The sequence below is a fragment of the Paenibacillus xinjiangensis genome, from assembly GCF_059686975.1.
This window is the reverse complement of the sequence record NZ_JCAALS010000005.1, coordinates 163,091-185,443: the sequence shown is the minus strand read 5'-3', so window position 1 is coordinate 185,443 and position 22,353 is coordinate 163,091. Positions and strand designations below refer to the sequence as shown.

General features: G+C 49.5%; 18 protein-coding genes. 14 read left to right on the top strand and 4 right to left on the bottom strand.

The features are described from left to right. Positions 1–30 precede the first annotated feature (30 nt). Positions 31–1,374 carry a DRTGG domain-containing protein gene (locus tag AC6ESP_RS07345; protein ID WP_497096108.1) on the top strand — a complete coding sequence of 448 codons (1,344 nt, stop codon included), beginning with the start codon at positions 31–33 and terminating at the stop codon, positions 1,372–1,374. A 70-nt stretch (positions 1,375–1,444) separates the two neighbouring features. On the opposite strand, the gene AC6ESP_RS07340 is transcribed toward AC6ESP_RS07345, so the two are convergent. From AC6ESP_RS07340 to AC6ESP_RS07330, 3 genes are all read right to left on the bottom strand, one after another. After that, positions 1,445–1,741 carry a YtpI family protein gene (locus AC6ESP_RS07340; protein ID WP_497096042.1) on the bottom strand — a complete coding sequence of 99 codons (297 nt, stop codon included), beginning with the start codon at positions 1,739–1,741 and terminating at the stop codon, positions 1,445–1,447. An 82-nt stretch (positions 1,742–1,823) separates the two neighbouring features. Next, the gene (locus AC6ESP_RS07335) at positions 1,824–2,339 is read right to left on the bottom strand and encodes a sporulation membrane protein YtrI (protein ID WP_497096041.1); all 516 of its coding nucleotides are present in this window, start codon (positions 2,337–2,339) and stop codon (positions 1,824–1,826) included. Positions 2,340–2,341: 2 nt separating this feature from the next. Beyond that, positions 2,342–2,668 (bottom strand): YtrH family sporulation protein, encoded by a 327-nt coding sequence (locus AC6ESP_RS07330; RefSeq protein ID WP_497096040.1) that lies wholly within the window; start codon positions 2,666–2,668, stop codon positions 2,342–2,344. 130 nt (positions 2,669–2,798) lie between these two features. Between AC6ESP_RS07330 and AC6ESP_RS07325 the strand changes: the two genes are divergently transcribed. The 9 genes from AC6ESP_RS07325 (at position 2,799) to ppk1 (ending at position 14,509) form a co-directional block, all read left to right on the top strand. Further along, positions 2,799–6,485: a DNA polymerase III subunit alpha gene (locus AC6ESP_RS07325; protein WP_497096039.1), complete on the top strand. Its 3,687-nt coding sequence runs from the start codon at positions 2,799–2,801 to the stop codon at positions 6,483–6,485. Positions 6,486–6,752: 267 nt separating this feature from the next. Beyond that, on the top strand, positions 6,753–7,247 hold the full coding sequence (locus AC6ESP_RS07320; RefSeq protein WP_497096038.1) for a phosphatidylglycerophosphatase A family protein: 495 nt from the start codon (positions 6,753–6,755) through the stop codon (positions 7,245–7,247). Between the two features lie 98 nt (positions 7,248–7,345). Beyond that, entirely contained in the window at positions 7,346–7,534 is a 189-nt protein-coding gene (locus tag AC6ESP_RS07315) for a glutamate decarboxylase (RefSeq protein WP_497096037.1), read from the top strand. Positions 7,535–7,573: 39 nt separating this feature from the next. Beyond that, positions 7,574–8,446, top strand: a complete 873-nt coding sequence (gene accD, locus AC6ESP_RS07310) for an acetyl-CoA carboxylase, carboxyltransferase subunit beta (RefSeq protein WP_497096036.1) — start codon at positions 7,574–7,576, stop codon at positions 8,444–8,446. Beyond that, complete coding sequence (locus tag AC6ESP_RS07305; RefSeq protein ID WP_497096035.1) at positions 8,436–9,503, top strand: acetyl-CoA carboxylase carboxyltransferase subunit alpha; 1,068 nt, start codon at positions 8,436–8,438, stop codon at positions 9,501–9,503. Before accD ends, AC6ESP_RS07305 begins: the two co-directional genes overlap by 11 nt. Positions 9,504–9,599: 96 nt before the next feature. After that, positions 9,600–11,354, top strand: a complete 1,755-nt coding sequence (gene pyk, locus AC6ESP_RS07300; protein WP_497096034.1) for a pyruvate kinase — start codon at positions 9,600–9,602, stop codon at positions 11,352–11,354. A gap of 85 nt (positions 11,355–11,439) precedes the next feature. Beyond that, positions 11,440–11,979, top strand: a complete 540-nt coding sequence (locus AC6ESP_RS07295) for an acyl-CoA thioesterase (RefSeq protein ID WP_497096107.1) — start codon at positions 11,440–11,442, stop codon at positions 11,977–11,979. Then, a complete protein-coding gene (locus tag AC6ESP_RS07290; RefSeq protein WP_497096033.1) occupies positions 11,972–12,364 on the top strand; it encodes an FxsA family protein in 393 nt (130 codons plus the stop codon). Before AC6ESP_RS07295 ends, AC6ESP_RS07290 begins: the two co-directional genes overlap by 8 nt. A gap of 84 nt (positions 12,365–12,448) precedes the next feature. Further along, positions 12,449–14,509, top strand: coding sequence for a polyphosphate kinase 1 (gene ppk1 / locus AC6ESP_RS07285; protein ID WP_497096032.1), 2,061 nt, complete (start codon positions 12,449–12,451; stop codon positions 14,507–14,509). On the opposite strand, the gene AC6ESP_RS07280 is transcribed toward ppk1, so the two are convergent. Continuing rightward, positions 14,506–16,038, bottom strand: a complete 1,533-nt coding sequence (locus AC6ESP_RS07280; protein ID WP_497096031.1) for a Ppx/GppA phosphatase family protein — start codon at positions 16,036–16,038, stop codon at positions 14,506–14,508. The genes ppk1 and AC6ESP_RS07280 overlap by 4 nt on opposite strands. Positions 16,039–16,438: 400 nt before the next feature. Here AC6ESP_RS07280 and citZ point away from each other — a divergent pair, with 400 nt between their 5' ends. The 4 genes from citZ to recQ all read left to right on the top strand — a co-directional run bounded on the left by citZ (position 16,439) and on the right by recQ (position 22,338). Beyond that, on the top strand, positions 16,439–17,551 hold the full coding sequence (gene citZ, locus AC6ESP_RS07275; RefSeq protein ID WP_497096030.1) for a citrate synthase: 1,113 nt from the start codon (positions 16,439–16,441) through the stop codon (positions 17,549–17,551). Positions 17,552–17,716: 165 nt separating this feature from the next. Continuing rightward, positions 17,717–19,012, top strand: coding sequence for an NADP-dependent isocitrate dehydrogenase (gene icd, locus AC6ESP_RS07270; RefSeq protein WP_497096029.1), 1,296 nt, complete (start codon positions 17,717–17,719; stop codon positions 19,010–19,012). Positions 19,013–19,105: 93 nt separating this feature from the next. Next, on the top strand, positions 19,106–20,047 hold the full coding sequence (mdh, locus tag AC6ESP_RS07265) for a malate dehydrogenase (protein WP_497096028.1): 942 nt from the start codon (positions 19,106–19,108) through the stop codon (positions 20,045–20,047). A 128-nt stretch (positions 20,048–20,175) separates the two neighbouring features. Next, positions 20,176–22,338, top strand: coding sequence for a DNA helicase RecQ (recQ, locus tag AC6ESP_RS07260; protein ID WP_497096027.1), 2,163 nt, complete (start codon positions 20,176–20,178; stop codon positions 22,336–22,338). Positions 22,339–22,353: the final 15 nt, after the last annotated feature.

Genomic DNA, 22,353 nt, shown 5'->3' with positions numbered 1-22,353 from the left:
GCTCCGCAAAACCTTTAGGAGGGGACACTCATAGACACAACAGGCACGGGAACAGAGACGGGAACGAAGCGGGAACAAATTCTGCTGCATATCCAAGAGCTGACGATCGGCACTCGAATATCGGTACGAGCTATAGCGAAGACGCTTGGTGTAAGCGAAGGCACGGCATACAAGGCGATTAAGGAGGCTGAAGCCTCCGGACTTGTCACAACGAAAGAACGAATAGGAACGGTCCGGGTTGATCGCAAAAGGCGAGAGGCGCTGGATCAATTGACGTTCGGCGAGGTAGCCGAGATCGTAGAGGGGCATCTGTTCGGAGGTGCTTCTGGGCTCGATAAAACGCTGCATAAGCTGGTAATCGGTGCGATGGAGCTCGATGCAATGCTTCGTTATATTGATGAGGGAAGCCTGCTTATTGTAGGGAACCGAGCAGGAGCGCACAAATGTGCTCTAGAGCAGGGGGCGGGAGTGCTCATTACGGGAGGATTCGAGCCTAGTGATGAAGTAAAGGCGCTGGCAGACGAGAATGGTCTGCCGATTATCGCCTCCCGTTATGATACGTTTACAGTCGCATCCATGATTAACCGTGCGATGTATGACCGCCTGATCAAACGCAAGATTTTGTTAATAGAAGATTTGATGACCTTCAGTAAACCAGCCGATGTGCTAAGGACAGGCAATACGATACTTGATTTTCACAATCTATGCCGCGAGACTGGACAAAGGCGCTTTCCTGTTCTTGATGACAGGGGAAAAGTGGTTGGTATGATGACTGCGAAGGATGCGGTCGGCTCACCTGAGGATCAGACCGTGGATAAGCATATGACCCGTCATCCGATAACAGCTGCACTTAATATTACCGTGACCTCTGCCGCACATACAATGGCTGTCGAAGGTATTGATCTATTGCCGATTGTCGATCGCCATCGTAAGCTGCTAGGTGTTATTAGCCGGCAGGAGGTATTAGATGCGCTACGATATGCGGGCAAGCAGCAGGAGTCTGGGGAAACCTTCGATGATCTGATGTGGACAGGCTTCCTGGCATCTGAGGAGCCAGACGGTACTCCTGTATACAAAGGTGCGATAACTCCTCAGATGTCCGGCTATCTTGGCATGGTATCAGAGGGGGTTCTAGTAACTCTTATGACACAGGCGGGCAGGCGAATGATCCGCGAGACTGGGAAGCGGGATTATTTGCTGGACAGTATGACCGCTTATTTCGTTAAGCCGGTGCAGATCGACAGTGAGATCAAGATTGTGCCAAGAGCTCTGGAGATGAGCCGCAAAGCGACTAAGCTGGAGATTGAGGTGCTGGATCATAACGGTCTTGCCGCCAAAGCGATGATGACGGCACAGATGATTGATCCTTATTAGGCAAAATAAAAGCCTCGTGATAGGTTACGGACCTATTACGAGGCTTTTATTTCAATGGACAACAGAAACGTTATTGCTGCATCGTGCGATAGATGCTGTGGTTGCGTAGTCCAGCGAATAGATTGAACAGCCCGATGACGAGGAAGACAGCTCCGATCACGATGCGTGCGGTTGATTCATTGGACAGCAGCAGCTGGACGCCGGCAATGAATAGCAGCATAACGCCCATACTGATGTTCATTCTTGATGCATGTAAGCCGCGCAGCCTCTGATCGGAGGAGCGGCGAGATTTGTAGCTGAACAGCACAGTAAGCACTAGAGTGATAATAATGCCGGGTGCGAACAGCGATTGAATTAGCGAATCCATGTGAACTGACAGCTCCTTTTTTTCGAAAAGCAGACGCAGTTATTGTAACATGAATCGGAACCGAAGCGGAAATATTTGAGAGTTAAGTGGGCGGCCGTTCATACAAGCGCACCTTCACCCACACTTGAAGGACGTTGTCTACAACAAGCATCGTAGTAATCTCGACCGTATAATCCTTACGCAGAACGTTGGCATACACTTTTTTGCTAAGCAGCTTCCTGGCGAACATCGCATCGGAGTCGATCTCATAGATGCTCTGACCAATGAACACCGATAGATCCTCTTTAATCCGCTTAATCAGCTCTGCTTCTGTGACTAAGTCCAGCTTCGGCTTGCTTGTGCTCCCGCTATTCTCTGTCTCAATCCGAGGATGAATGCTCTTGATGACCGTATGCTGATCCTTGAATTTCGTTAAATTCTCGATATCCTCTTCATATTGGTCAAGCTTCATCTCAAGCTCGCTTTTGAGGCTGATAAGGGCGTTGAACTGCTCCTGATAGAGGGAATTATAGATGATCGCCCCGATTACTATGCCCAGCAGCAGCACGCCGAACGACTGCATTCCTCGTACATATCTCTCAAACGGCGGGACACGCATAGTCAGGACGCTCCCTTGCAGATGAGCTTGACCATCTCCGTTCCCATATGCGCTCCGAGAAAAGCGGCTGCTATATATCCTATCTGCAGGACGGCCGGGGATAGATGACCTTCCACAATATTGCTCTCAATGACTCTCATCGGATCGATCGAACCTCCGACTGCGGCGACGATCGCCCATATTTTCAAATTCGCCGCGGTGTTGATCATCATGAGAGTGGGCGGCATGAGCATAAATACGGAGCCGATGCCAGCTAGCATCGATCCACCTAATACGACCCCGAATGCAATGAAGAAATCGAGTCCGGCTTTCGATAAAAAATAGCTCAATTCCGTACACCTGCCTTTTTCGCTTTTTTCGAGCCTGTCCGGCTCCGTACTACCATTCTATGGGCGGTGCTGCCTCTATTATGATAAAATAGAAGAACAGAAAGATTGAACCGGAAAGGGAAGAGTCAGGATGAACGGTATCGGATCCTCATTCGTGCATTTGCACGTTCATAGTGAATACAGCTTGCTCGACGGTGCCGCTCGTATCCGTGACTTGGCTGCAAGGGCCGCTGAGCTCGGAATGAAGGCACTTGCTCTAACGGATCATGGCGTGATGTATGGCGCTATTCCTTTCTATCGGGCTTGCAAGGAGCAAGGGATTAAGCCGATTATCGGCTGCGAGATGTATTATACGGCAGGCTCGAGATTCGAGAAGGGAACAAGAAAAGACAATCCTACGTATCACCTTATCCTTCTGGCGAAGAATGAGACAGGCTATCGAAATTTAATGAAGCTATGCTCTATCGGCCATTTGGAAGGGTTCCATTATAAACCGCGCATTGATGCGGAGGTGCTGGCTGCACATGCAGAAGGCCTCATATGCTTAAGCTCCTGCTTGCACGGGGAGATCTCACAGCATTTGGTCTATGACCGGCGAGAAGAGGCGCTGGCAGCAGCCCTGCGTTACCAACAAATATTCCAAGAGGACTTCTACCTGGAGCTTCAGGATCACGGAATCCTCGATCAGAAAAAAGTCATTGCAGGGATGATCGAGCTTTCTCAGCAGACGGGAATTAAGCTTGCTGCGACCAATGATGTCCACTATTTGACAACGTCTGATGCTGCCGTGCAGGATGTACTGCTCTGTATCGGAACAGGCAAGTCTGTTGATGATGAAGATAGAATGCGAATGCTGACGGATCAGCTGTATATGAAAAATGAAGAAGAGATGGCTATGCTGTTCAGGCATGTGCCCGAGGCTATCGCTCATACGGTAGAGATTGCTGACAAATGCCAGCTTGAGCTGACGTTCGGCCGAGCAGCATTGCCTGTATTTCGTCCGGTACCGGAGGCGATGTCCTCGGCAGCGTATTTGGCAGAGCTGTGCCGGAACGGATTAATCGCTCGTTATGCGGGGCTCCCGCAGTGGACCGAGGATGCAGCATTCAGGCAGCGCGCAGAGGAGCGTCTCCACTATGAATTGTCGGTCATTGAGAAAATGGGCTTCAGCGATTATTTTCTAATTGTGTGGGATTTCATCCGTTTCGCTCATGAGCGCAGCATTCGAACCGGCCCAGGACGTGGCTCCTCAGCGGGCAGCTTAGTTGCTTATACGCTTCGCATTACAGATGTCGATCCGCTCAAATATAAGCTGTTGTTCGAGAGGTTCCTGAACCCTGAGCGGATAACGATGCCCGATATCGATATCGATTTCAACGATGAGCGCAGAGACGAGGTTATCGCCTATGTTGCTGCCAAATACGGTGAAGAGCATGTTGCTCAGATCATTACGTTCGGTACGATGGCAGCGAAGGCTGCTGTGCGGGATGTAGGACGCGCTATGAATGTGCCCTTCAATGAGGTGGATCGGGCTGCGAAGCTGATTCCGAATCAGCTGGGTATTACGCTTGCTGAAGCGATCCGTCAGAGTGATGGGCTTCGCGAGGCGAGCGAGCGTCAGCCGAAGACAGCGGCCATGCTTGAGATGGCGCTCAAGGTAGAAGGCATGCCAAGGCATGCTTCAACGCATGCGGCTGGTGTAGTTATCTCAAGTAGGCCGCTAACCCACTATGTGCCGCTTCAGGCTGGCGGAGAGCGCTCTGTGCTGACCCAGTATTCGATGGAGCATCTGGAAGCTATCGGCCTTCTTAAGATGGATTTCCTTGGGCTGCGGACGCTCTCGATTCTCGAGAGGGCGCTTGGCTGGGTGAAGGAACTGTATGGCAAGGATATTGATTTCCATAAGGTTCCGGATAATGACCCGCAGACATACGCGATGCTGGGACGCGGTGAGACGACAGGAATATTCCAGCTGGAGTCGGCAGGAGTAAGGCGTGTGCTGAAGGAGCTGAAGCCGACCGAATTCGAGGATATCGTATCTGTATTGGCGCTGTACCGGCCAGGCCCGATGGAATTCATCTCGAAGTATATTCAAGGGAAATATGGCCTCGTGGAGGTTGAATACCCTCATCCGTCGTTAGAGCCCATCTTGGCGGATACATATGGAATTATCGTCTATCAGGAGCAGATCATGCAGATTGCCTCAGCTATGGCGGGCTTCTCCCTCGGAGAAGCGGATCTGCTGCGCCGTGCGGTTTCGAAGAAAAAACGCGAGGTGCTGGATGAGCAGCGCTCCCATTTTGTCCAAGGCAGTGTAGGAGAGGGCTATACGAGCGAAGAGGCTAATCATGTGTATGACATGATCGTTCGCTTCGCGGATTACGGATTCCCGCGGGCGCATGCTGCCGCTTATGGCGTGCTTGCCTTCCAGACAGCATGGCTGAAGGCAACATACCCTGTGCCGTTCATGGCATCCATGCTGGCATCGGTTATGGGCAATCAGCGCAAGACTGCTGAATATGTCGATGAATGCCGCAGAATGGGCATAGAGGTGCTTCCACCAGATGTCAACGAGAGCGGAGTGACCTTTACGCCAGTTGAAGGTGCTGTGCGGTTCGGACTCGCTGCCGTCAAGAATGTCGGCACACAAGCCATTGAAGCGCTGCGCAAGGAACGGGCGGTTCGTCCGTTCGACAGCTTGCTCGATTTGTGTCAGCGGGTTGATCTGAGGGTTGTGAACAAGCGGGTGCTGGAGTCGCTCATTCAAGCTGGTGCATGCGATTCTTTGCCGGGACATCGGGCGCAGCAGCTCGGTGCGCTTGAAGAAACGGTAGAAACCGCGACCAAATGGCGCAAGGAGCGCGAAGAGCTTCAGATTGAGCTGTTCGGCTTCGACGAGGTGCAGAATTGGGATGTGGAGCTGCCAGATGTTCGGCCCTATACGACGGGAGAGCAGCTGGAGCTGGAACGGGAACTCTTGGGCCTGTATTTGTCCGGACATCCACTTGATGCTGCACAAGAGCTGCTCGAGCCGCTCGAGCTTGATCAGCTTGTTGAGCTAAGCGATGCAGAGGATGGCACAGCCGCTATTGTGGGCGTTCGTATCGTCTCTCTGAAGCCGTTCACGAACAAGAAGGGCAATCAGATGGGCTTTCTGGAGCTGGAGGATCGGATTATGCGGGTGGAAGCCGTCGTATTCCCGGCGGTATGGAAGCGATGCTCTGATCTAATCGAGAATGGCGGGCTTGCGGTCATTCAAGCCACAGTGCAGCAGCAGGACGATGATTACAAGCTGCTAGTAGAGGATGTTGTTCCGCTGGGACGCGCGGATATGAATCTAGCGCAGCAGGTTCGGCGGCTGCAGAGCCAAGCTCGCGCCCGAGCAGCGAGAGCAGCAGGGCGGCAGGCTGGGCAAGGCGGGGCCACGCAGCAGGCGGGAGCCGCGCCGGATGCAGGTAGCCGGCAGCGAGCCGGAGCCGGGCAAGGCAGGGCAGAGCGGTCGCCAGCCCAAGGCGCACGGCCGCAGGGGACAGGCGGCGCAGCTCCTGCCGAGGCAGCGCAGCCAAGAGCTGTGCCTGCTGAGCGCAAGCGCCAGCGGGTATATATCAAGATCGCGACAGACTACGAGCAATCTGCCGTACTGGAGCAGCTTAAGAAGCTGCTGGCCAGTCATGCCGGCCAGCTCGACACCGTGCTGTTCTACGAACGTGAACAGAAATCCAGGGCGCTTAGCGACAGCTATCGCGTTAAGCCTTCGCCCCAGCTGTTCACCGCGATCGAGCAGCTGCTCGGTCAGGGCACGGTAGTGGTGAGATAACAGCAGGCCTCGCATCCTTAGGTTTGGATGAGCGAATTCCAGTTAACACTTTGTAATAAGGAATTGTAATAACAAATGGTAATAAGTAACGCTGCTGCAGCACTTGTCCAACAAATTTTCGTCTATCGGCACATACTATGCACAACCGGGGGCCCTCCCGCATACATTTAGAGATACAAGCGGAAAAAAGCCTAAGCAGCAAGCAGCTGGCGAGTTTTCCAAGCTACGTTGCGTCATGACGTACAAGCATACGCGGGAGGGATGGACATGACGTCCGGAATCGAGAAATGGCTGTTGAAGCGCGGAGTTAGCATCGATGATATTACGGAGATTGTGTATTCTTTGCAAAGGCCTTACAATCCTGACCTGAATTTGACAGAATGTGAGGAGAGCGTGCGCGCCGTGCTTGCTAAGCGTGAGGTCCAGTACGTTCTGTTTACTGGAATTGCCCTAGATGAATTGGCCGAGAGAAGGCTTCTGCCGGAGCCGCTGCAATCGATTATGGAGACGGATGAGTCGCTGTACGGAGTCGATGAGACGTTAGCACTTGGTATTACCAATGTTTATGGCATGATTGGCTTGACGAGCTTCGGTTATTTAGATAAAGTAAAGCCCGGAATTATTCGGCAACTCAACATAAAAGGCGAGAAAATCCATGTGTTTCTCGATGATCTCGTTGCTGGGCTGGCCGCTGCTGCGTCGGCAAGAATTGCGCATCAGGACCCAAAAGCGCTCCGATATGATTTGCCGGATTCCCCATGACTATGGTATGATGATGAGATCATATGGCCTGTTAACGGGACTTAGCTATGCTTAAGATGCGAACTTTGCCCTAGGCAAAGTTTTCAGGAGGTACCATAATGTGGACGGTCATTTACATCGCTCCAACCGCTAGAATCGCGGATAACATCAAGAAGCGGCTTACGGAAGAAGGATTTTTAGTTAAAGTCCGTCCTGTTAATCTGTCTAAACAGCAATACGAGATATTGGTTCCTTCAGGTGAGTTAGAGGAAGTACAGGAAGTATTCAATTCCATCATTCAGCCCTGAAGAGAGCCTTATACTATTGCGCCTTGAGAGGTGTCACACGTGCAAATAAAGGACTTATTTTCGAAGAAGAAGTATGCAACGATCCCTTCGGAGCGTACGAAGCGCGACATTCCGGAAGGTCTAATGAATAAGTGCTCCAAATGCGGCACCATTCAGTACAGCAAAGAACTAGATAAAAACTTGAAGGTGTGCTCGTCATGCGGGCATCATTTCCGTCTGAATGCTTGGGATCGGATTGGGATGACGCTTGATGACGGGCGTTTGTGTGAGTACGATGCTGATATGGTTTCTGTCGATCCGCTCGGATTCCCAGGCTATGCAGGCAAGCTTGAACAGCAGCATCAGAAGAATCCGAACCTGAACGACGCTGTCGTAACTGGCGATGGTACAATTGGCGGATATCCTGTCGTTGTAGCCGTTATGAGCTTTGATTTCTTCAGCGGAAGCATGGGATCTGTTGTTGGGGAGAAAATAACGAGGGCAATCGAGGCGGCTCATGCCAAACAGCTTCCACTCCTTATTTTCTCAACCTCAGGCGGAGCCAGAATGCAGGAGAGTATACTTAGTCTTATGCAGATGGCGAAGACCAGTGCTGCGCTTGCGAAGTTCCAAGGAGCGGGAGGCCTCTTCATATCGGTATTTACTGATCCGACGATGGGCGGCGTATCTGCGAGCTTTGCAAGTCTTGGCGACTACAATTTGGCCGAGCCTGGTGCACTTGTTGGCTTTGCAGGCCGCATTGTAATCGAACAGACGATCAGACAGAAGCTGCCGGATAACTTCCAAACGGCTGAATTCAATATGCAGCATGGACAGCTCGATATGGTTGTACATCGCAAAGATATGAAGCAAACGCTAGCCAAGCTGCTTGATATGCATACCGTAAGGGAGGGATTGTCCCATGGCGGGTGATCATAAGCTTCCGTTCGAGAAGCCGATCAGTGAACTACGCGATAAGATTACGACGCTGAAGACGCTTGCGGAGAATAACGGAATGGATTTCTCTGAGGAAATTATCCGGCTTGAGGAACGCTGCAAGCAGCTCGAGGAAGAGCTGTACAGCGAACTGACGCCAGCTCAGAAGATGCACATGGCTCGTCACCATCAGCGTCCTACCTCGCTTGATTTCATTCAAGCTGTATTCACCGATTTCATGGAGATCCATGGCGATCGATTATATGCCGATGATCTTGCTATCGTTGGTGGTTTAGCGAAGCTTAACGGCATTCCAGTGACTGTAATCGGTCATCAGCGCGGCAAAGATACTCGGGATAATATTGCCCGTTTCTTCGGCAGTCCGCATCCTGAAGGATTCCGCAAAGCGCTTCGCCTCATGCAGCAGGCTAACAAGTTCAATCGCCCCATTATTACTTTTATTGATACGAAGGGCGCTTATCCAGGCAACACGGCAGAAGAGCGCGGTCAGTCTGAGGCTATTGCAAGAAACCTTAGAGAAATGGCTGGGTTTGGCGTGCCAATTATTTGTATCGTCATTGGAGAAGGCGGCAGCGGAGGCGCTCTTGCGCTCGGTGTCGGCAACCGTGTACTTATGATGGAGAATGCGATTTATTCCGTTATATCTCCGAACGGAGCCGCTTCGATTCTGTGGAAGGATGCTTCCAAGGCAGATCAAGCGGCAGAAGCAATGAAAATTACGGCGGATGATTTGCTCGAATTCGAAGTTATTGAAGATATTATTGCAGAGCCTCAAGGCGGTGCCCATCGCGATCTGGAATTCACAGCAGAGCAGCTTAAGGAAAAGCTGTGGAAGCATCTGCAGGAACTTCTGCCAATGACCTCGGAGCAGCTCATTGAAGACCGTTACAATAAATTCCGCAAGATCGGACAATTCCGTATCGCCGAGAAACCTGCGGTATCGGTCGAAGCGATTAACGAAACGGACAAGCAGTCCGAGGAATCTTCGGAGGGCGAGAAGTCAGCCCAAGAAACCGAGTCTGCACAGGTATAGAGGTTTCCCTGTAACTTCTACTGTACAAGCCGCTCGGAATCGTGTAATTTTAAATGTTGGAATAACAAGAAGGCCATTAACGGAGGAAAACTAACAATGCGCAAAACTAAAATTGTTTGTACGATTGGACCATCCAGTGAATCACTGGAAAATACAAAGAAACTGATCCAAGCCGGTATGAATGTCGGCCGTCTTAACTTCTCCCACGGAGATTTCGAAGAGCATGGCAACCGTATCAAAAATATTCGCCTCGCTAACGCTGAGCTTGGCACATCTGTTGCAATTCTGCTTGACACGAAGGGTCCTGAGATCCGTCTTGGCAAACTGAAAGAAGAGCCAATTGAGCTTGTTCAAGGTGAAGTTATTGCTCTGACAACAGAAGAGATTCTCGGTGATGTTACACGTATTCCAATTACGTATGATAACCTTCCGCATGATGTTAAGATCGGCTCGACGATCCTTATCGATGACGGCTTGATCGGATTGACGGTTGAAGAGATTAAAGGCACAGAAATCGTATGCCGTATCTTGAACAATGGTCAAATCAAGAGCAAGAAGGGCGTTAACGTTCCTGGCGTTAACATCTCGCTCCCAGGTATTACTGAGAAAGATGCTAACGATATCGTATTCGGTATCGAGCAAGGCGTTGACTTCATCGCTGCGTCGTTCGTACGTAAAGCAAGCGACGTTCTCGAAATTCGTGAACTGCTTGAGCGCCACAACGCAAGCCATATCCAAATCATCTCCAAAATCGAGAACCAACAAGGCGTTGACAACCTGGATGAAATTCTTGAAGTGTCTGACGGTCTGATGGTAGCTCGTGGTGACCTCGGCGTGGAAATTCCAGCTGAAGAAGTGCCATTGGTACAAAAATCGATGATTGCTAAATGTAATCGCGCGGGCAAACCCGTTATTACAGCAACTCAAATGCTTGACTCCATGCAGCGCAACCCACGCCCAACGCGTGCGGAAGCATCTGACGTAGCTAACGCGATCTTTGATGGCACTGACGCAATCATGCTATCTGGCGAGACAGCTGCAGGGAAATATCCTGTAGAATCCGTACAGACGATGGCTCGTATTGCTGAGCGCGCAGAAGCTGCTCTTGAATATCGTGAAATCTTCACGAAGCAAGCTAATGCACAACAAACGACTGTAACTGAAGCCATCAGCCAAGCTGTTGCGAATTCAGCACTAGACCTCAACGCAAAAGCGATTGTAACGTCTACTCAATCTGGATTCACAGCTCGTATGATCTCCAAATACCGTCCGAAATCACCAATCATTGCAGTAACGACTGATGATAAAGTTATGCGTCGTCTTGCTCTGATCTGGGGTGTAACGCCGGTTCTTGGCGAGAACGCTGAAACAACTGACGCTATGGTTGAGAATGCTGTTGCAGGCGCTAGAAGCACTGGCTTCATCAGCTTGGGCGATACGATCGTTATTACAGCAGGCGTACCAGTAGGCCGCGCTGGAACGACTAACCTGATCAAAATTCACCATATCGGTGAGCTTTTGGCTAAAGGTCAAGGTATCGGCAGCCAAACAGCAACAGGTAAAGTGGTTATTGCCCGTACGCCAGAAGAAGCAATCGCGAAGACGACTGCAGGTTCTATTCTTGTAACAGTGTCAACAGACAAAGAATATATGCCTGCATTCGAGAAAGCAGCAGCAGTTATTACAGAGCAAGGCGGCATTACAAGCCATGCAGCTGTATGCGGAATTAACTTGGGTATTCCAGTTATTCTGGGCATTGCTAACGCAACAAGCTTGCTTCAAGACGGTATGGAAGTAACGCTCTACGGTGAGACTGGTGTTATCTACTCCGGCCAATCCAAAGTCATGTAATTCAATCAATCCAATTTCATATACTCTACGAAGTAGAGAAGACAAAAGCGATGGTGATCTCTATTCACCGTCGCTTTTGTTGAACCTGGGTATTAATGAGGCTGAAGAATGGAAGGAGGATTCCGTATTGTCTACGAAGAAATCTAGGTGGTATATACACCCGCTGCGTGTGCGCTATCAGGAGACGGATCAGATGAGAGTCGTATTCCACGGGAATTATGTGACCTGGTTCGAGATAGGGCGCACAGAGCTCATTCGCTCAGCGGGCTCCGACTATAAAACAATTGAGCAAAGCGGGCTGCTGCTGCCTGTCATTGATTTGAAATGTCAGTACGAGCTGCCTGCTCATTATGATGATACACTGCTCATCTATACACGGATTTCAGAGTTTTCTCCAGTCAGGCTTTCCTTCGAGTCCGAGATCAGAAGAGTGGATACGAATGACTATCTTAATCATCGGGCAATCTGCCGAGCGGATGAGCAGCTGCTAGGACAAAGGCTTGTCACAGGTGGGACACGTCATGTCTGGGTGAATGAGAAGTGGCGCCCTGCTCGCTTGGACAAAGCTCTGCCTGCGTTGTATGATCTTCTTAAGGAAATGACGCAGGAGGATACGAATGGCTAAGTGGATAATTGCAGCAATTATTGTTATACCAGCTATTGAGCTATGGGGAATTGTGCAGATGGGGGATTGGATTGGCGGCTGGAATACATTCAGTCTTATCTTGCTGATCTCGATCGTTGGCGCCTATTTGGCACAGGCAGAAGGACGCAAAGTATGGATGAAGGCACAGCATCAAATGCAGCAAGGCCAAATACCCGGCAGAACACTGCTTGATGGTCTATGCGTGCTGGCTGGCGGCGTATTATTGTTCATCCCCGGATTTTTCAGTGACATCTTAGGTATAACGATGCTGATACCCTTCACGCGAACGTTCTATCGGACGATTTTGCTGAATTGGCTGGAAAAACGGATGAGAAACGGTTCGTTTACTATACGCAAATACTAACGTTTACGTCAGATTTACAATTGTTTAACATAACTATAATAGTCATCCTTCATAATGGGGACATATTAGGGGAGGCGTAAATATATGACGAAACAATTGTCCCACTATGTGAACCGGGATTTAAGCTGGATTGAATTTAATCGCAGAGTGCTGCAGGAAGCACAGGAATTGGACAATCCACTCCTGGAGCGCGCCAAGTTTTTGTCAATTGTATCGAGCAATCTGGATGAATTTATGAGCGTGCGAGTAGCAGGCATTCAAGAGCAGATTAAAGCCGGAATTACCAAAACCGATTTTACCGGCTATACGCCTGCTGGTTTATGGAAAAGAATTATTAAGCGGACGACCCAAATGGTGTCCGATCAGTATAAAACATACCGAGAAGTTTTCCGCGCTTTAGGCAAAGAGGGGATTTCTATCCGTTCCCTTGATGAGCTCAATGCGGCACAGACTAGAGCGGTATCCGAATATTTTCACGAAATTGTATTCCCCGTCCTTACGCCCATGGCTGTCGATCAGAGCAGACCTTTTCCGCTTGTACATACAAAAGAATTATATTTGGCTGTTCTGCTGAAGCGTGAGGATGACCTGATGATTGATGAAGAGCCGTTATTCGCCATCGTTCAGGTGCCGTCCATTCTAGCTCGCTGCGTCCCTGTTCCAGGTCGTATTAACAGTAAGAAAACCGAATTCGTGCTGCTTGAGGATATAATAGAGCAATTCATTCATACGTTGTTCAACGGTTACACGCCCTATGCCGTGCATGCATTCCGCTTAACGCGTAATTCGGATTTGATTCTGAATGAAGATGAAGCAGAGGATCTGCTCGAGGAGATTGAGAAGGAGCTGCGGAAGCGGCGCTGGGGCATCTCGGTTCGGCTCGAGGTGGCCAAAGGGATGCATCCTTATGCCTTAGAGCTGCTTAAGGATGAGCTGGAGATTGTAGATAATCTGATTGAGATAGATGGTCCTCTGGATCTTAGCTTCCTGATGAAGTTCGCCTTGACGATTCCTGGCTATGACAACTTGCGCTATGATCGACTAGAGCCTGCATATCCGAAGGAATTCGATGAGACGGATGATATGTTCGAGATCATTCGTCAGCGGGATGTTCTTCTGTATCATCCCTATGAATCTTTTGATGCAGTGAATGATTTCGTTATGCAGGCTGCGTATGATCCAGATGTACTCGCGATCAAGATGACATTGTACCGCGTAAGCGGTGATTCTGCACTTGTCCAAGCTCTGGTCAAAGCTGGGGAAGCCGGCAAGCAAGTAACCGTCGTCGTTGAACTGAAAGCAAGGTTCGACGAAGAGAGGAATATTGCCTGGGCACGTCAGCTGGAGAAATCAGGCTGTCATGTTGTCTACGGGCTTGTCGGTCTTAAGACACATGCCAAAATTTTGCTGGTCGTTCGACGTGAGCAAGGGACGCTTCGCCGCTATGTTCACGTCGGGACAGGCAACTATAATGATAATACGGCCATGCTGTATACGGATATAGGGCTATTCACTTCCCATCCTATTATTGGAGGGGACGCGTCAGCACTCTTCAATGAGGTGACGGGTTACTCAACGCCATATGATTGGAAAGCGTTCGGTGTCGCTCCAAGCGATCTGAAGGAGAAGCTGTACCTTCTAATTGATAGGGAAATGAGCCATGCAAGGGAAGGGAAGCCTGCACGCATAGTAGCTAAGATGAACTCTCTGTCTCATCAAGAGATGATTGATAAGCTGTACGAGGCATCACAGGCAGGAGTGAAGATTGAGCTGATTGTTCGCGGTGTATGCTGCTTGCGGCCCGGCGTTGAAGGGCGCAGTGACAACATACGGGTCATCAGTATTGTGGACCGGTATTTGGAGCATGCGAGGGTGATCTATTTCCATAATGACGGCAATGAGGAAGTGTACTTGTCCAGCGCAGATTGGATGACACGGAACTTGACGAGAAGAATTGAGCTCATGTGTCCGGTATTCGATGCCAAGCTTAGGAAATCGCTGATTAATATGCTTCAGCTTAACTTGGATGATAATGTGAAGTCGCGTGAGCTGCAGCCAAACGGCGCATATGTTCATGTTCAGAACGATATGCTGCCGTTCCGCAGTCAATTCGAAGCTAGATCGATTCCGCAGTGGAAAAGCTAAGGATGGATGGCGGCATCTAACGTAGGAACAAGCCCCCACAGCTTTTTAAAGTCAGAGGCAAGCTCATCCACCTCCAAGCGTTCTACTGTTAACAGTCCGCTTGCGCGGACGGGACGAAGCAGCAGCGCAGCTCCGGCCTTACAGTCCACCTCTAGCCTGCCAATGGCTTGAGTCTCGCTGCGGTCTAGTGCAGCGGCGAGCTGCAGCAGACTCCCTAGCTTATAGATTAGATCGAAGTCGGATTCGCCAAGCAGCTCCTTATACTCGGAGAGCTGCTGCCGGACCCGGCTTTTGCTTTTGTAAGAAGCTATCGCTGCAATGATTAGTATCTCTCGATGCGACACGCCGTTCAGATGCGAGTTCACGATGAGATAGAAGGTATGCTTAGCGTACTCGTAATAATCGATAGAGGCGCCAACACGAAATAAGCTGGAGGCTGAGTCCAGCAGCACTCTAGCTCGATTCTCCAGCAGATGGACAGGGCGCAGTTCATCATAGAGCTGTATGGCGAGCCGATTCACCTGCATGACATGCTGCTCAGGGGCTGCTGGATGCAGAGCGATAACATTCTGCAGACTGAAGGCGAGCACATCGTCATGCTTAGGGCGCCCTGGGAAGCGAGTGGCATGGAATAGACCATCGCGCAGTCCGGAGCCGCAGATACGGTAATGTGTCGCTCTGACGGTGCGGAACAATAAACGCAGTACAGCGAGCCCGGGCACGATCACGTCTACGCGATCCTTGGACATTCCGGGGAATTTGCGACGTTTATCAAGAGGTGTCTTATATAGCTCCTCGAACAGCGAGTCTGCGGCTGCTCCTGTAATTGGATAGTTGTGATTCTGGGTAAAAGGATATTTGGTTACGGCCTGATGAATTTTCCCCATTGCCCGTGCTGTACCGCCAACACCAATGAGTGGCAGCATCGGATATTTTCTCAGCCAAGGCGCCGCCTTCATCGCCTCTATGACAGCCGTCTCAAGCGCCTTTAACCCATCCTCTGTCAGGGAGCCATTCATTGCAAATCTTTTGTTCAGACTGACGCAGCCGAAGGGGAACGAGATCGAGTGAACAAGCTCACGGTTCTGGAATAGAGATACCTCTGTGCTGCCGCCTCCGATATCGATCAGGAATCCATCCTGTACGTCCATCGCATTAATCATGCCTAAGAAGCCATAAGCCGCTTCCTCTTCTCCGCTCAGCAGCTCAATAACAAGTCCAGTCTCCGCTTCAATAGCTGCCCGAACTTCATCTCGGTTAGCCGCGTTGCGAATAGCTGCTGTTGCAACCGCTCGAATGATACCAGTCCGATTGTGGGCGCAGATCATGCTGAAATGGTTCAGCGTGCCTATCAGCTCATGAAGCGCGGAGAGTGACAGATTGCCTTTCTCGTCCATTTGCTCACTCAGCCTTGCAGGGCGTTTGCTGCCGTCAATAACACGATGTGCACCGTTAGCAGTCCGCTCATACACGACTAGTCGCACGGAGTTAGAGCCAATGTCAATAATGCCGATTCGATGCTCTGTCATCTTCATCCTCCGTTTGTGTAGGTTATAAGTGTTGTCTATAATGTGACAAGCTTAGTTCAGTATTTTTCTACAGAATGATATCCATCCATTCTATCACATTCGAGGGGAATATCCGCAAGCCGATTGGGATATGGCATTTACCTATGAAATGATCCAATATCGTACCTGATAAATCCAGTTAGCTTGGTTAAAAGTGGACTTCCATGGGAAAAATGGGTCTGGAGTGAAAAGCGGATAATGCCATGACTTGGAAGGATAAAAAATCATTTATGACGTCGATAAAGCAATTTTATGTCTAGATTTGTTCACATTGCTGTCAAAATCATTTATGATTAGAAGCGATGATATTGCATGAAATTGTATTTTCGGAGAAAATTTCTTAGTAAAAGGAGAGATTACGATGACAGCAACTAAAGGCCTTGAAGGAATTGTCGCCGCATCTTCATCCATCAGCTCAATTATAGATGGAGTATTAACATATCGTGGTATTGATATCGATGATCTTGCACAGAATGCTATTTTTGAAGAGGTAGCCTATCTGTTATGGTATGGCAAGCTGCCTAATCACTCCGAACTTGAAGGATTGCAGAAGCAATTGGATCAATACGCCGCAATTCCTGCCCAAGTGATTGAACAAATCAAATTGTACCCTAAGAACACCAATTCAATGGCAGCGCTTCGCACAGCCATTTCAAGCCTGGCATTGTATGATGAATCAGCTAATGATATGTCTCCTGAAGCGAATCAGATCAAAGCCATCAAGCTGCAGGCTCAATTGCCAACAGTAGTGGCAGCATTCGCTCGTATCCGCGAAGGTAAAGAGCCAGTAGCTCATAAACAAGGCGTCTCCATTGCTTATAACTTCTTATATATGCTTACTGGTGAAGAGCCGGCAGAGGTAGCTGTAAAAGCGCTTGATCAAGCTCTTGTCCTGCACGCTGACCATGAACTGAATGCGTCTACATTCGCTGCCCGCGTAACCGTTGCAACACTGTCGGACATTTACTCCGGTGTGACTTCTGCAATCGGCGCGCTGAAAGGTCCTCTGCATGGCGGTGCGAATGAAGCGGTAATGGTTATGCTTGAAGATATTGGCTCTCCAGCTAATGTTGAGAGCTATATTACTAAAGCGCTTGCGAACAAGCAGAAGATTATGGGCTTTGGCCACCGTGTATACAAAGACGGCGATCCTCGTGCGAAGCATCTGCAGCATATGTCCCAGGAGCTGGGCAAGCTGACAGGCAGCATGGATCTGTATGAAATGTCGATCAAAATCGAAGAAATGGTTACGGGCCAAAAAGGTCTGAAGCCTAACGTTGATTTCTACTCGGCATCGGTATATACAAACCTGCAAATTCCACGTGATTTGTTCACGCCGATCTTCGCGATCAGCCGTGTATCTGGATGGAGTGCACATATTCTTGAGCAGTATCAAGACAATCGTCTGATTCGCCCGCGTGCTGATTATGTTGGCCCGGTTAATGCGAAATACATTCCGATCGAGCAGCGCTAGATTAACTTTTTAATAGAGCGAGCTAATGTTCGTTCTCGCTTTCTTGAAGTGTTATAATACTTAAGATGCAGTATGATTACTTACGTTAGGCTCACGCTTAAAAACAAGGCTCATGCTTACGAAGTAAGTTTTTACTTCGTAAAAACTAAAGGAGGAAATATATTAATGGCACAGTTCGAGAAATTCGCGCTTCCAACAGAAGGCGACAAAATTACGATTGACAATGGTGTTCTTCAAGTACCTAACAACCCGATCATCCCTTTCATCGAAGGTGACGGTACTGGCCGTGACATCTGGAAAGCTTCCAAACGCGTTCTTGACGCAGCAGTAGAAAAAGCATACAACGGCGAGAAAAAAGTAGCATGGTACGAAGTGTTTGCAGGCGAGAAAGCATTCAACGCATACGGCGAATGGCTTCCTGCTGATACTTTGACTGCTATTCGTGAATATATTGTAGCGATCAAAGGACCACTTACTACACCAATCGGCGGCGGCATTCGTTCCCTGAACGTTGCACTTCGTCAAGAGCTTGACCTGTATACTTGCTTGCGTCCAGTTCGTTATTTCGATGGTGTTCCATCCCCAGTTAAACGCCCTGAACTTGTAGATATGGTTATTTTCCGTGAAAATACAGAAGACATCTATGCAGGAATCGAGTACCAAGAAGGTTCTGCAGAAGTGAAAAAAGTAATTGCCTTCCTACAAGACGAAATGGGCGTTAACAAAATCCGTTTCCCAGAAACTTCTGGTATCGGCATCAAGCCAGTATCCAAAGAAGGTTCGCAGCGTCTTGCTCGCGCAGCAATCGAATATGCAATCAAGCACGGCAAAAAAACCGTTACTCTGGTTCACAAAGGCAACATCATGAAATTCACTGAAGGAGCCTTCAAAAACTGGGGCTACGAAGTGGCTGAGCAAGAATTCGCAGAGCAAACCTTCACTTGGGGTCAATACGACCGCATCAAAGAAGCAGAAGGCACTGACGCTGCTAACAAAGCACAGCAAGAAGCAGAAGCAGCTGGCAAAATCGTCGTTAAAGACGCGATTGCTGACATCGCTCTACAACAAGTACTTACTCGTCCAACAGACTTCGACGTTATTGCAACGCTGAACCTGAACGGTGACTACCTGTCCGATGCACTTGCTGCACAAGTTGGCGGTATTGGTATCGCACCAGGCGCTAACATCAACTACCTAACTGGACATGCTATCTTCGAAGCAACGCACGGTACAGCTCCTAAATATGCTGACAAAGACGTTGTTAACCCAGGCTCGGTTATCCTCTCCGGCGTAATGCTGCTTGAGCACCTTGGCTGGCAGGAAGCTGCTGACCTGATCTACAAAGGACTGGAAGCTTCGATCAACAACAAAACAGTAACTTACGACTTCGCTCGTCTGATGGATGGCGCAACAGAAGTGAAATGCTCGGAGTTCGCTGATCACGTTATCAACAATATGTAATTTCTTACACATAGCCGCTCCTAACTAGGGGCGGTTTCATTATGGTATCGTCTATGCCAGACATTAGATCAACTTAAATGGAGGTTATATTCAATGGCTATTACACGCAGAAAAATTACAGTTGTAGGAGCTGGCTTCACAGGTGCTACTACTGCCCTGATGGCTGCTCAAAAAGAGCTCGGAGACGTTGTGCTTGTCGACATTCCGCAGCTTGAGAACCCAACTAAAGGCAAAGCGCTCGATATGCTTGAATCGACTCCAGTTCAAGGTCTTGACGTGAGCATTATCGGAACGTCCAATTATGAAGATACGAAGGATTCCGATGTTGTTATTATTACTGCGGGTATTGCTCGCAAGCCAGGTATGAGTCGTGATGATCTGGTGAACACCAATGCAGGAATCGTGAAATCGGTCTGCGAGAGTGTAAAAGCGACTAGTCCGAATGCGTACGTCATTATCCTAAGCAACCCTGTTGATGCTATGACTTATGTGGCTTACCAGGCGCTTGGTTTCCCTAAAAACCGCGTTATCGGTCAATCAGGCGTACTCGATACTGCTCGATACTGCACGTTCATCGCTCAAGAGCTGAACGTATCAGTGGAGGATGTTCGCGGCTTCGTGCTTGGCGGGCATGGCGATGATATGGTGCCGCTTGTTCGTTATTCTAACGTTGGCGGTATTCCAATCGAGAAGCTAATACCGGTCGATCGCATTGAAGCAATCGTTCAGCGAGCTCGTGTAGGCGGCGGTGAGATTGTTAACCTGCTTGGCAACGGCAGTGCCTATTACGCACCGGCAGCATCGCTCGTTCAGATGACAGAAGCGATACTGAAGGATAAGAAGCGCATTCTCCCCGTTATTGCCCTGCTTGAAGGCGAGTATGGCTATGATAACCTCTTCATGAGTGTACCTGCCATTATTGGCGGCGACGGCATCGAGAAAGTATTCGAGCTTGATCTGACTGCAGAAGAGAAAGCTGCGCTTGATAAATCTGCACAATCGGTTCGCAATGTGATCGAAATCGTACAGGGCTAATAGCTAAGATCGGCTGATCATAGTACAATTTGTTTCATAGGTAAGTTTGGGAGGACCCTGACACTTCGCTGGCAGGGTCCTCCTATATTCACTTCGACAAGCAATAGGGAAGAACGGGGGGATATAGGTTGCTGCAAGAAGCAAGAAATGAGCTTAAGAGAATATACGGCTATGATACATTCCGGCCAGGTCAGGAAGATATTATAGCGGGTATCTTAGAAGGGCGGGATACACTTGCGATTTTGCCTACGGGAGGAGGGAAATCGATCTGTTATCAAATTCCGTCCTTACTCCTTCCGGGTACTTCACTTGTCATTTCACCACTTATTTCGTTGATGAAGGATCAGGTGGATTCGCTGAACAGACTTGGTGTTCCAGCAGCTTTTCTGAACAGCTCTTTGGGCGCGGCTGAGTATCGGGATGTACTTCGAAGCGCAATGCTCGGAGAGTATAAGCTGCTCTATGTAGCACCGGAGAGACTGGATGCGCCAATGTTCGCTACGCTGTCTGAACAGATGAATATCCCGCTTATCGCCATAGATGAAGCACACTGTGTCTCGCAATGGGGACATGACTTCCGTCCGAGCTATCGTCAGCTGGCTGGCTGGATCGCTAATCTGCCGAATAGACCGCTAGTTGCAGGGTTCACAGCAACTGCGACGAATGAAGTGGCGAGTGACATCTCCAGCATGCTAGGTCTGCGCAGCCCGAACATTTTTGTGACTGGCTTTGCGAGGCCTAATCTGTCGTTATCTGTTGTAAGCGGCGCTGATAAGAAGCAGTTCCTCCATAAATTCATTGCGGAACGAGAGGATCAGTCGGGAATTATTTATACAGCGACCCGCAAGGAAGCAGAGCAAGTGCAGGAGCTGCTGGTCCGCAAAGGAATTCCAGCTGGCAAGTACCATGGCGGATTAACGGATACCGAGCGAGCTTCCACGCAAGAGCGGTTCCGCTTCGATGAGCTGCGGGTCATGGTCGCAACGAATGCATTCGGCATGGGGATCGACAAGCCCAATGTCCGTTATGTGCTTCACTGGCAAATGCCGGGCGACATAGAATCCTATTATCAAGAAGCTGGCAGGGCCGGGCGGGACGGCGAGGAGAGCGAATGTATTCTTCTGTTCGAGCCGCAGGATGTACAGGTGCAGCGCTTCTTGATCGAGCAGGGTGTCGGCGATTTGGATCGGAAGACCATTCAGCTGTCGAAGCTGAATACGATGATGAATTACAGTCGGACACAGCGATGTCTGCAGCAGTTCATCGTGGATTATTTTGGCGAGAAGGGCGTGGAGGCCTGCGGCAAATGCAGTAATTGCCTGGATAAGAGTGAGCTTGTGGATCGTACCCCTGAGGCACAGAAGGCGTTATCCTGTGTAGGAAGAATGAGAGGGCGGTTCGGCGTAACGATGGTTGCGAAGGTGCTCAAAGGCTCACGGGACAAGCGTCTGTTGGAATCAGGCCTCGACCGCTTGACGACCTATGGCTTGTTCAGCAATTGGCCAGAGAAAGAAATCGCAGATTGGCTATATTGGTTAGTGGCGGAAGGTCATCTGCGTATGAGTGAAGGACAATATCCTACTGTTACTCTAGCAGCAAGCGCACTGCCAATTCTAGAAGGTAAGGAAACGGTTATGCAGCGTCTTCGGACGACAGTGAAACGGAGTGCATCGGCAGGTAGTGTTGCAGCATCACCGCTGTTCGAAGCACTGAAGCAGTGGCGCAAAGAAGCGGCTGCACGAGAGAATGTTCCTCCGTTTATGTTATTTTTCGATGCTACACTTAAAGAATTGGCAGACGTACAGCCACAGACGCAAGAGGAGCTGCTGCAGACGAAAGGCATTGGCGCAGCGAAGGCAGGCAAATATGGTGAAGAGGTATTGAAGATCATAGGTGAGCATGCAGGTTCAACAGATCGTCAGAGCTCCACTGGATCACCAACGGCTATGCCAAGAGCAGCAGCTCGAACAGCCTCTGTCTCGGATGAGACACCCAGCTATGTCGTTTCATTAGAACTCTTCAATTCAGGCAAATCAACGAAAGAGGTAGCCGAAGAACGAGGTCTGAGCAAGGTTACCGTTGAAGGCCATATTATTCGAAGTGCGGAGGAAGGGTATGAGCTGGATTGGGAACGTATCATTCCACCCGAGCATGAGGGGCTTATTGTAGACACGATAAGAGAGCTCAGCGCAGAGAAGCTAAGACCGATTAAGGATGCATTGCCAGATGATATCGACTATTTCGCCATTCATGGCGTAATCTGTAAATACGGGTTCAAAGCTCAGGACTGAAAGCGACATCAATGC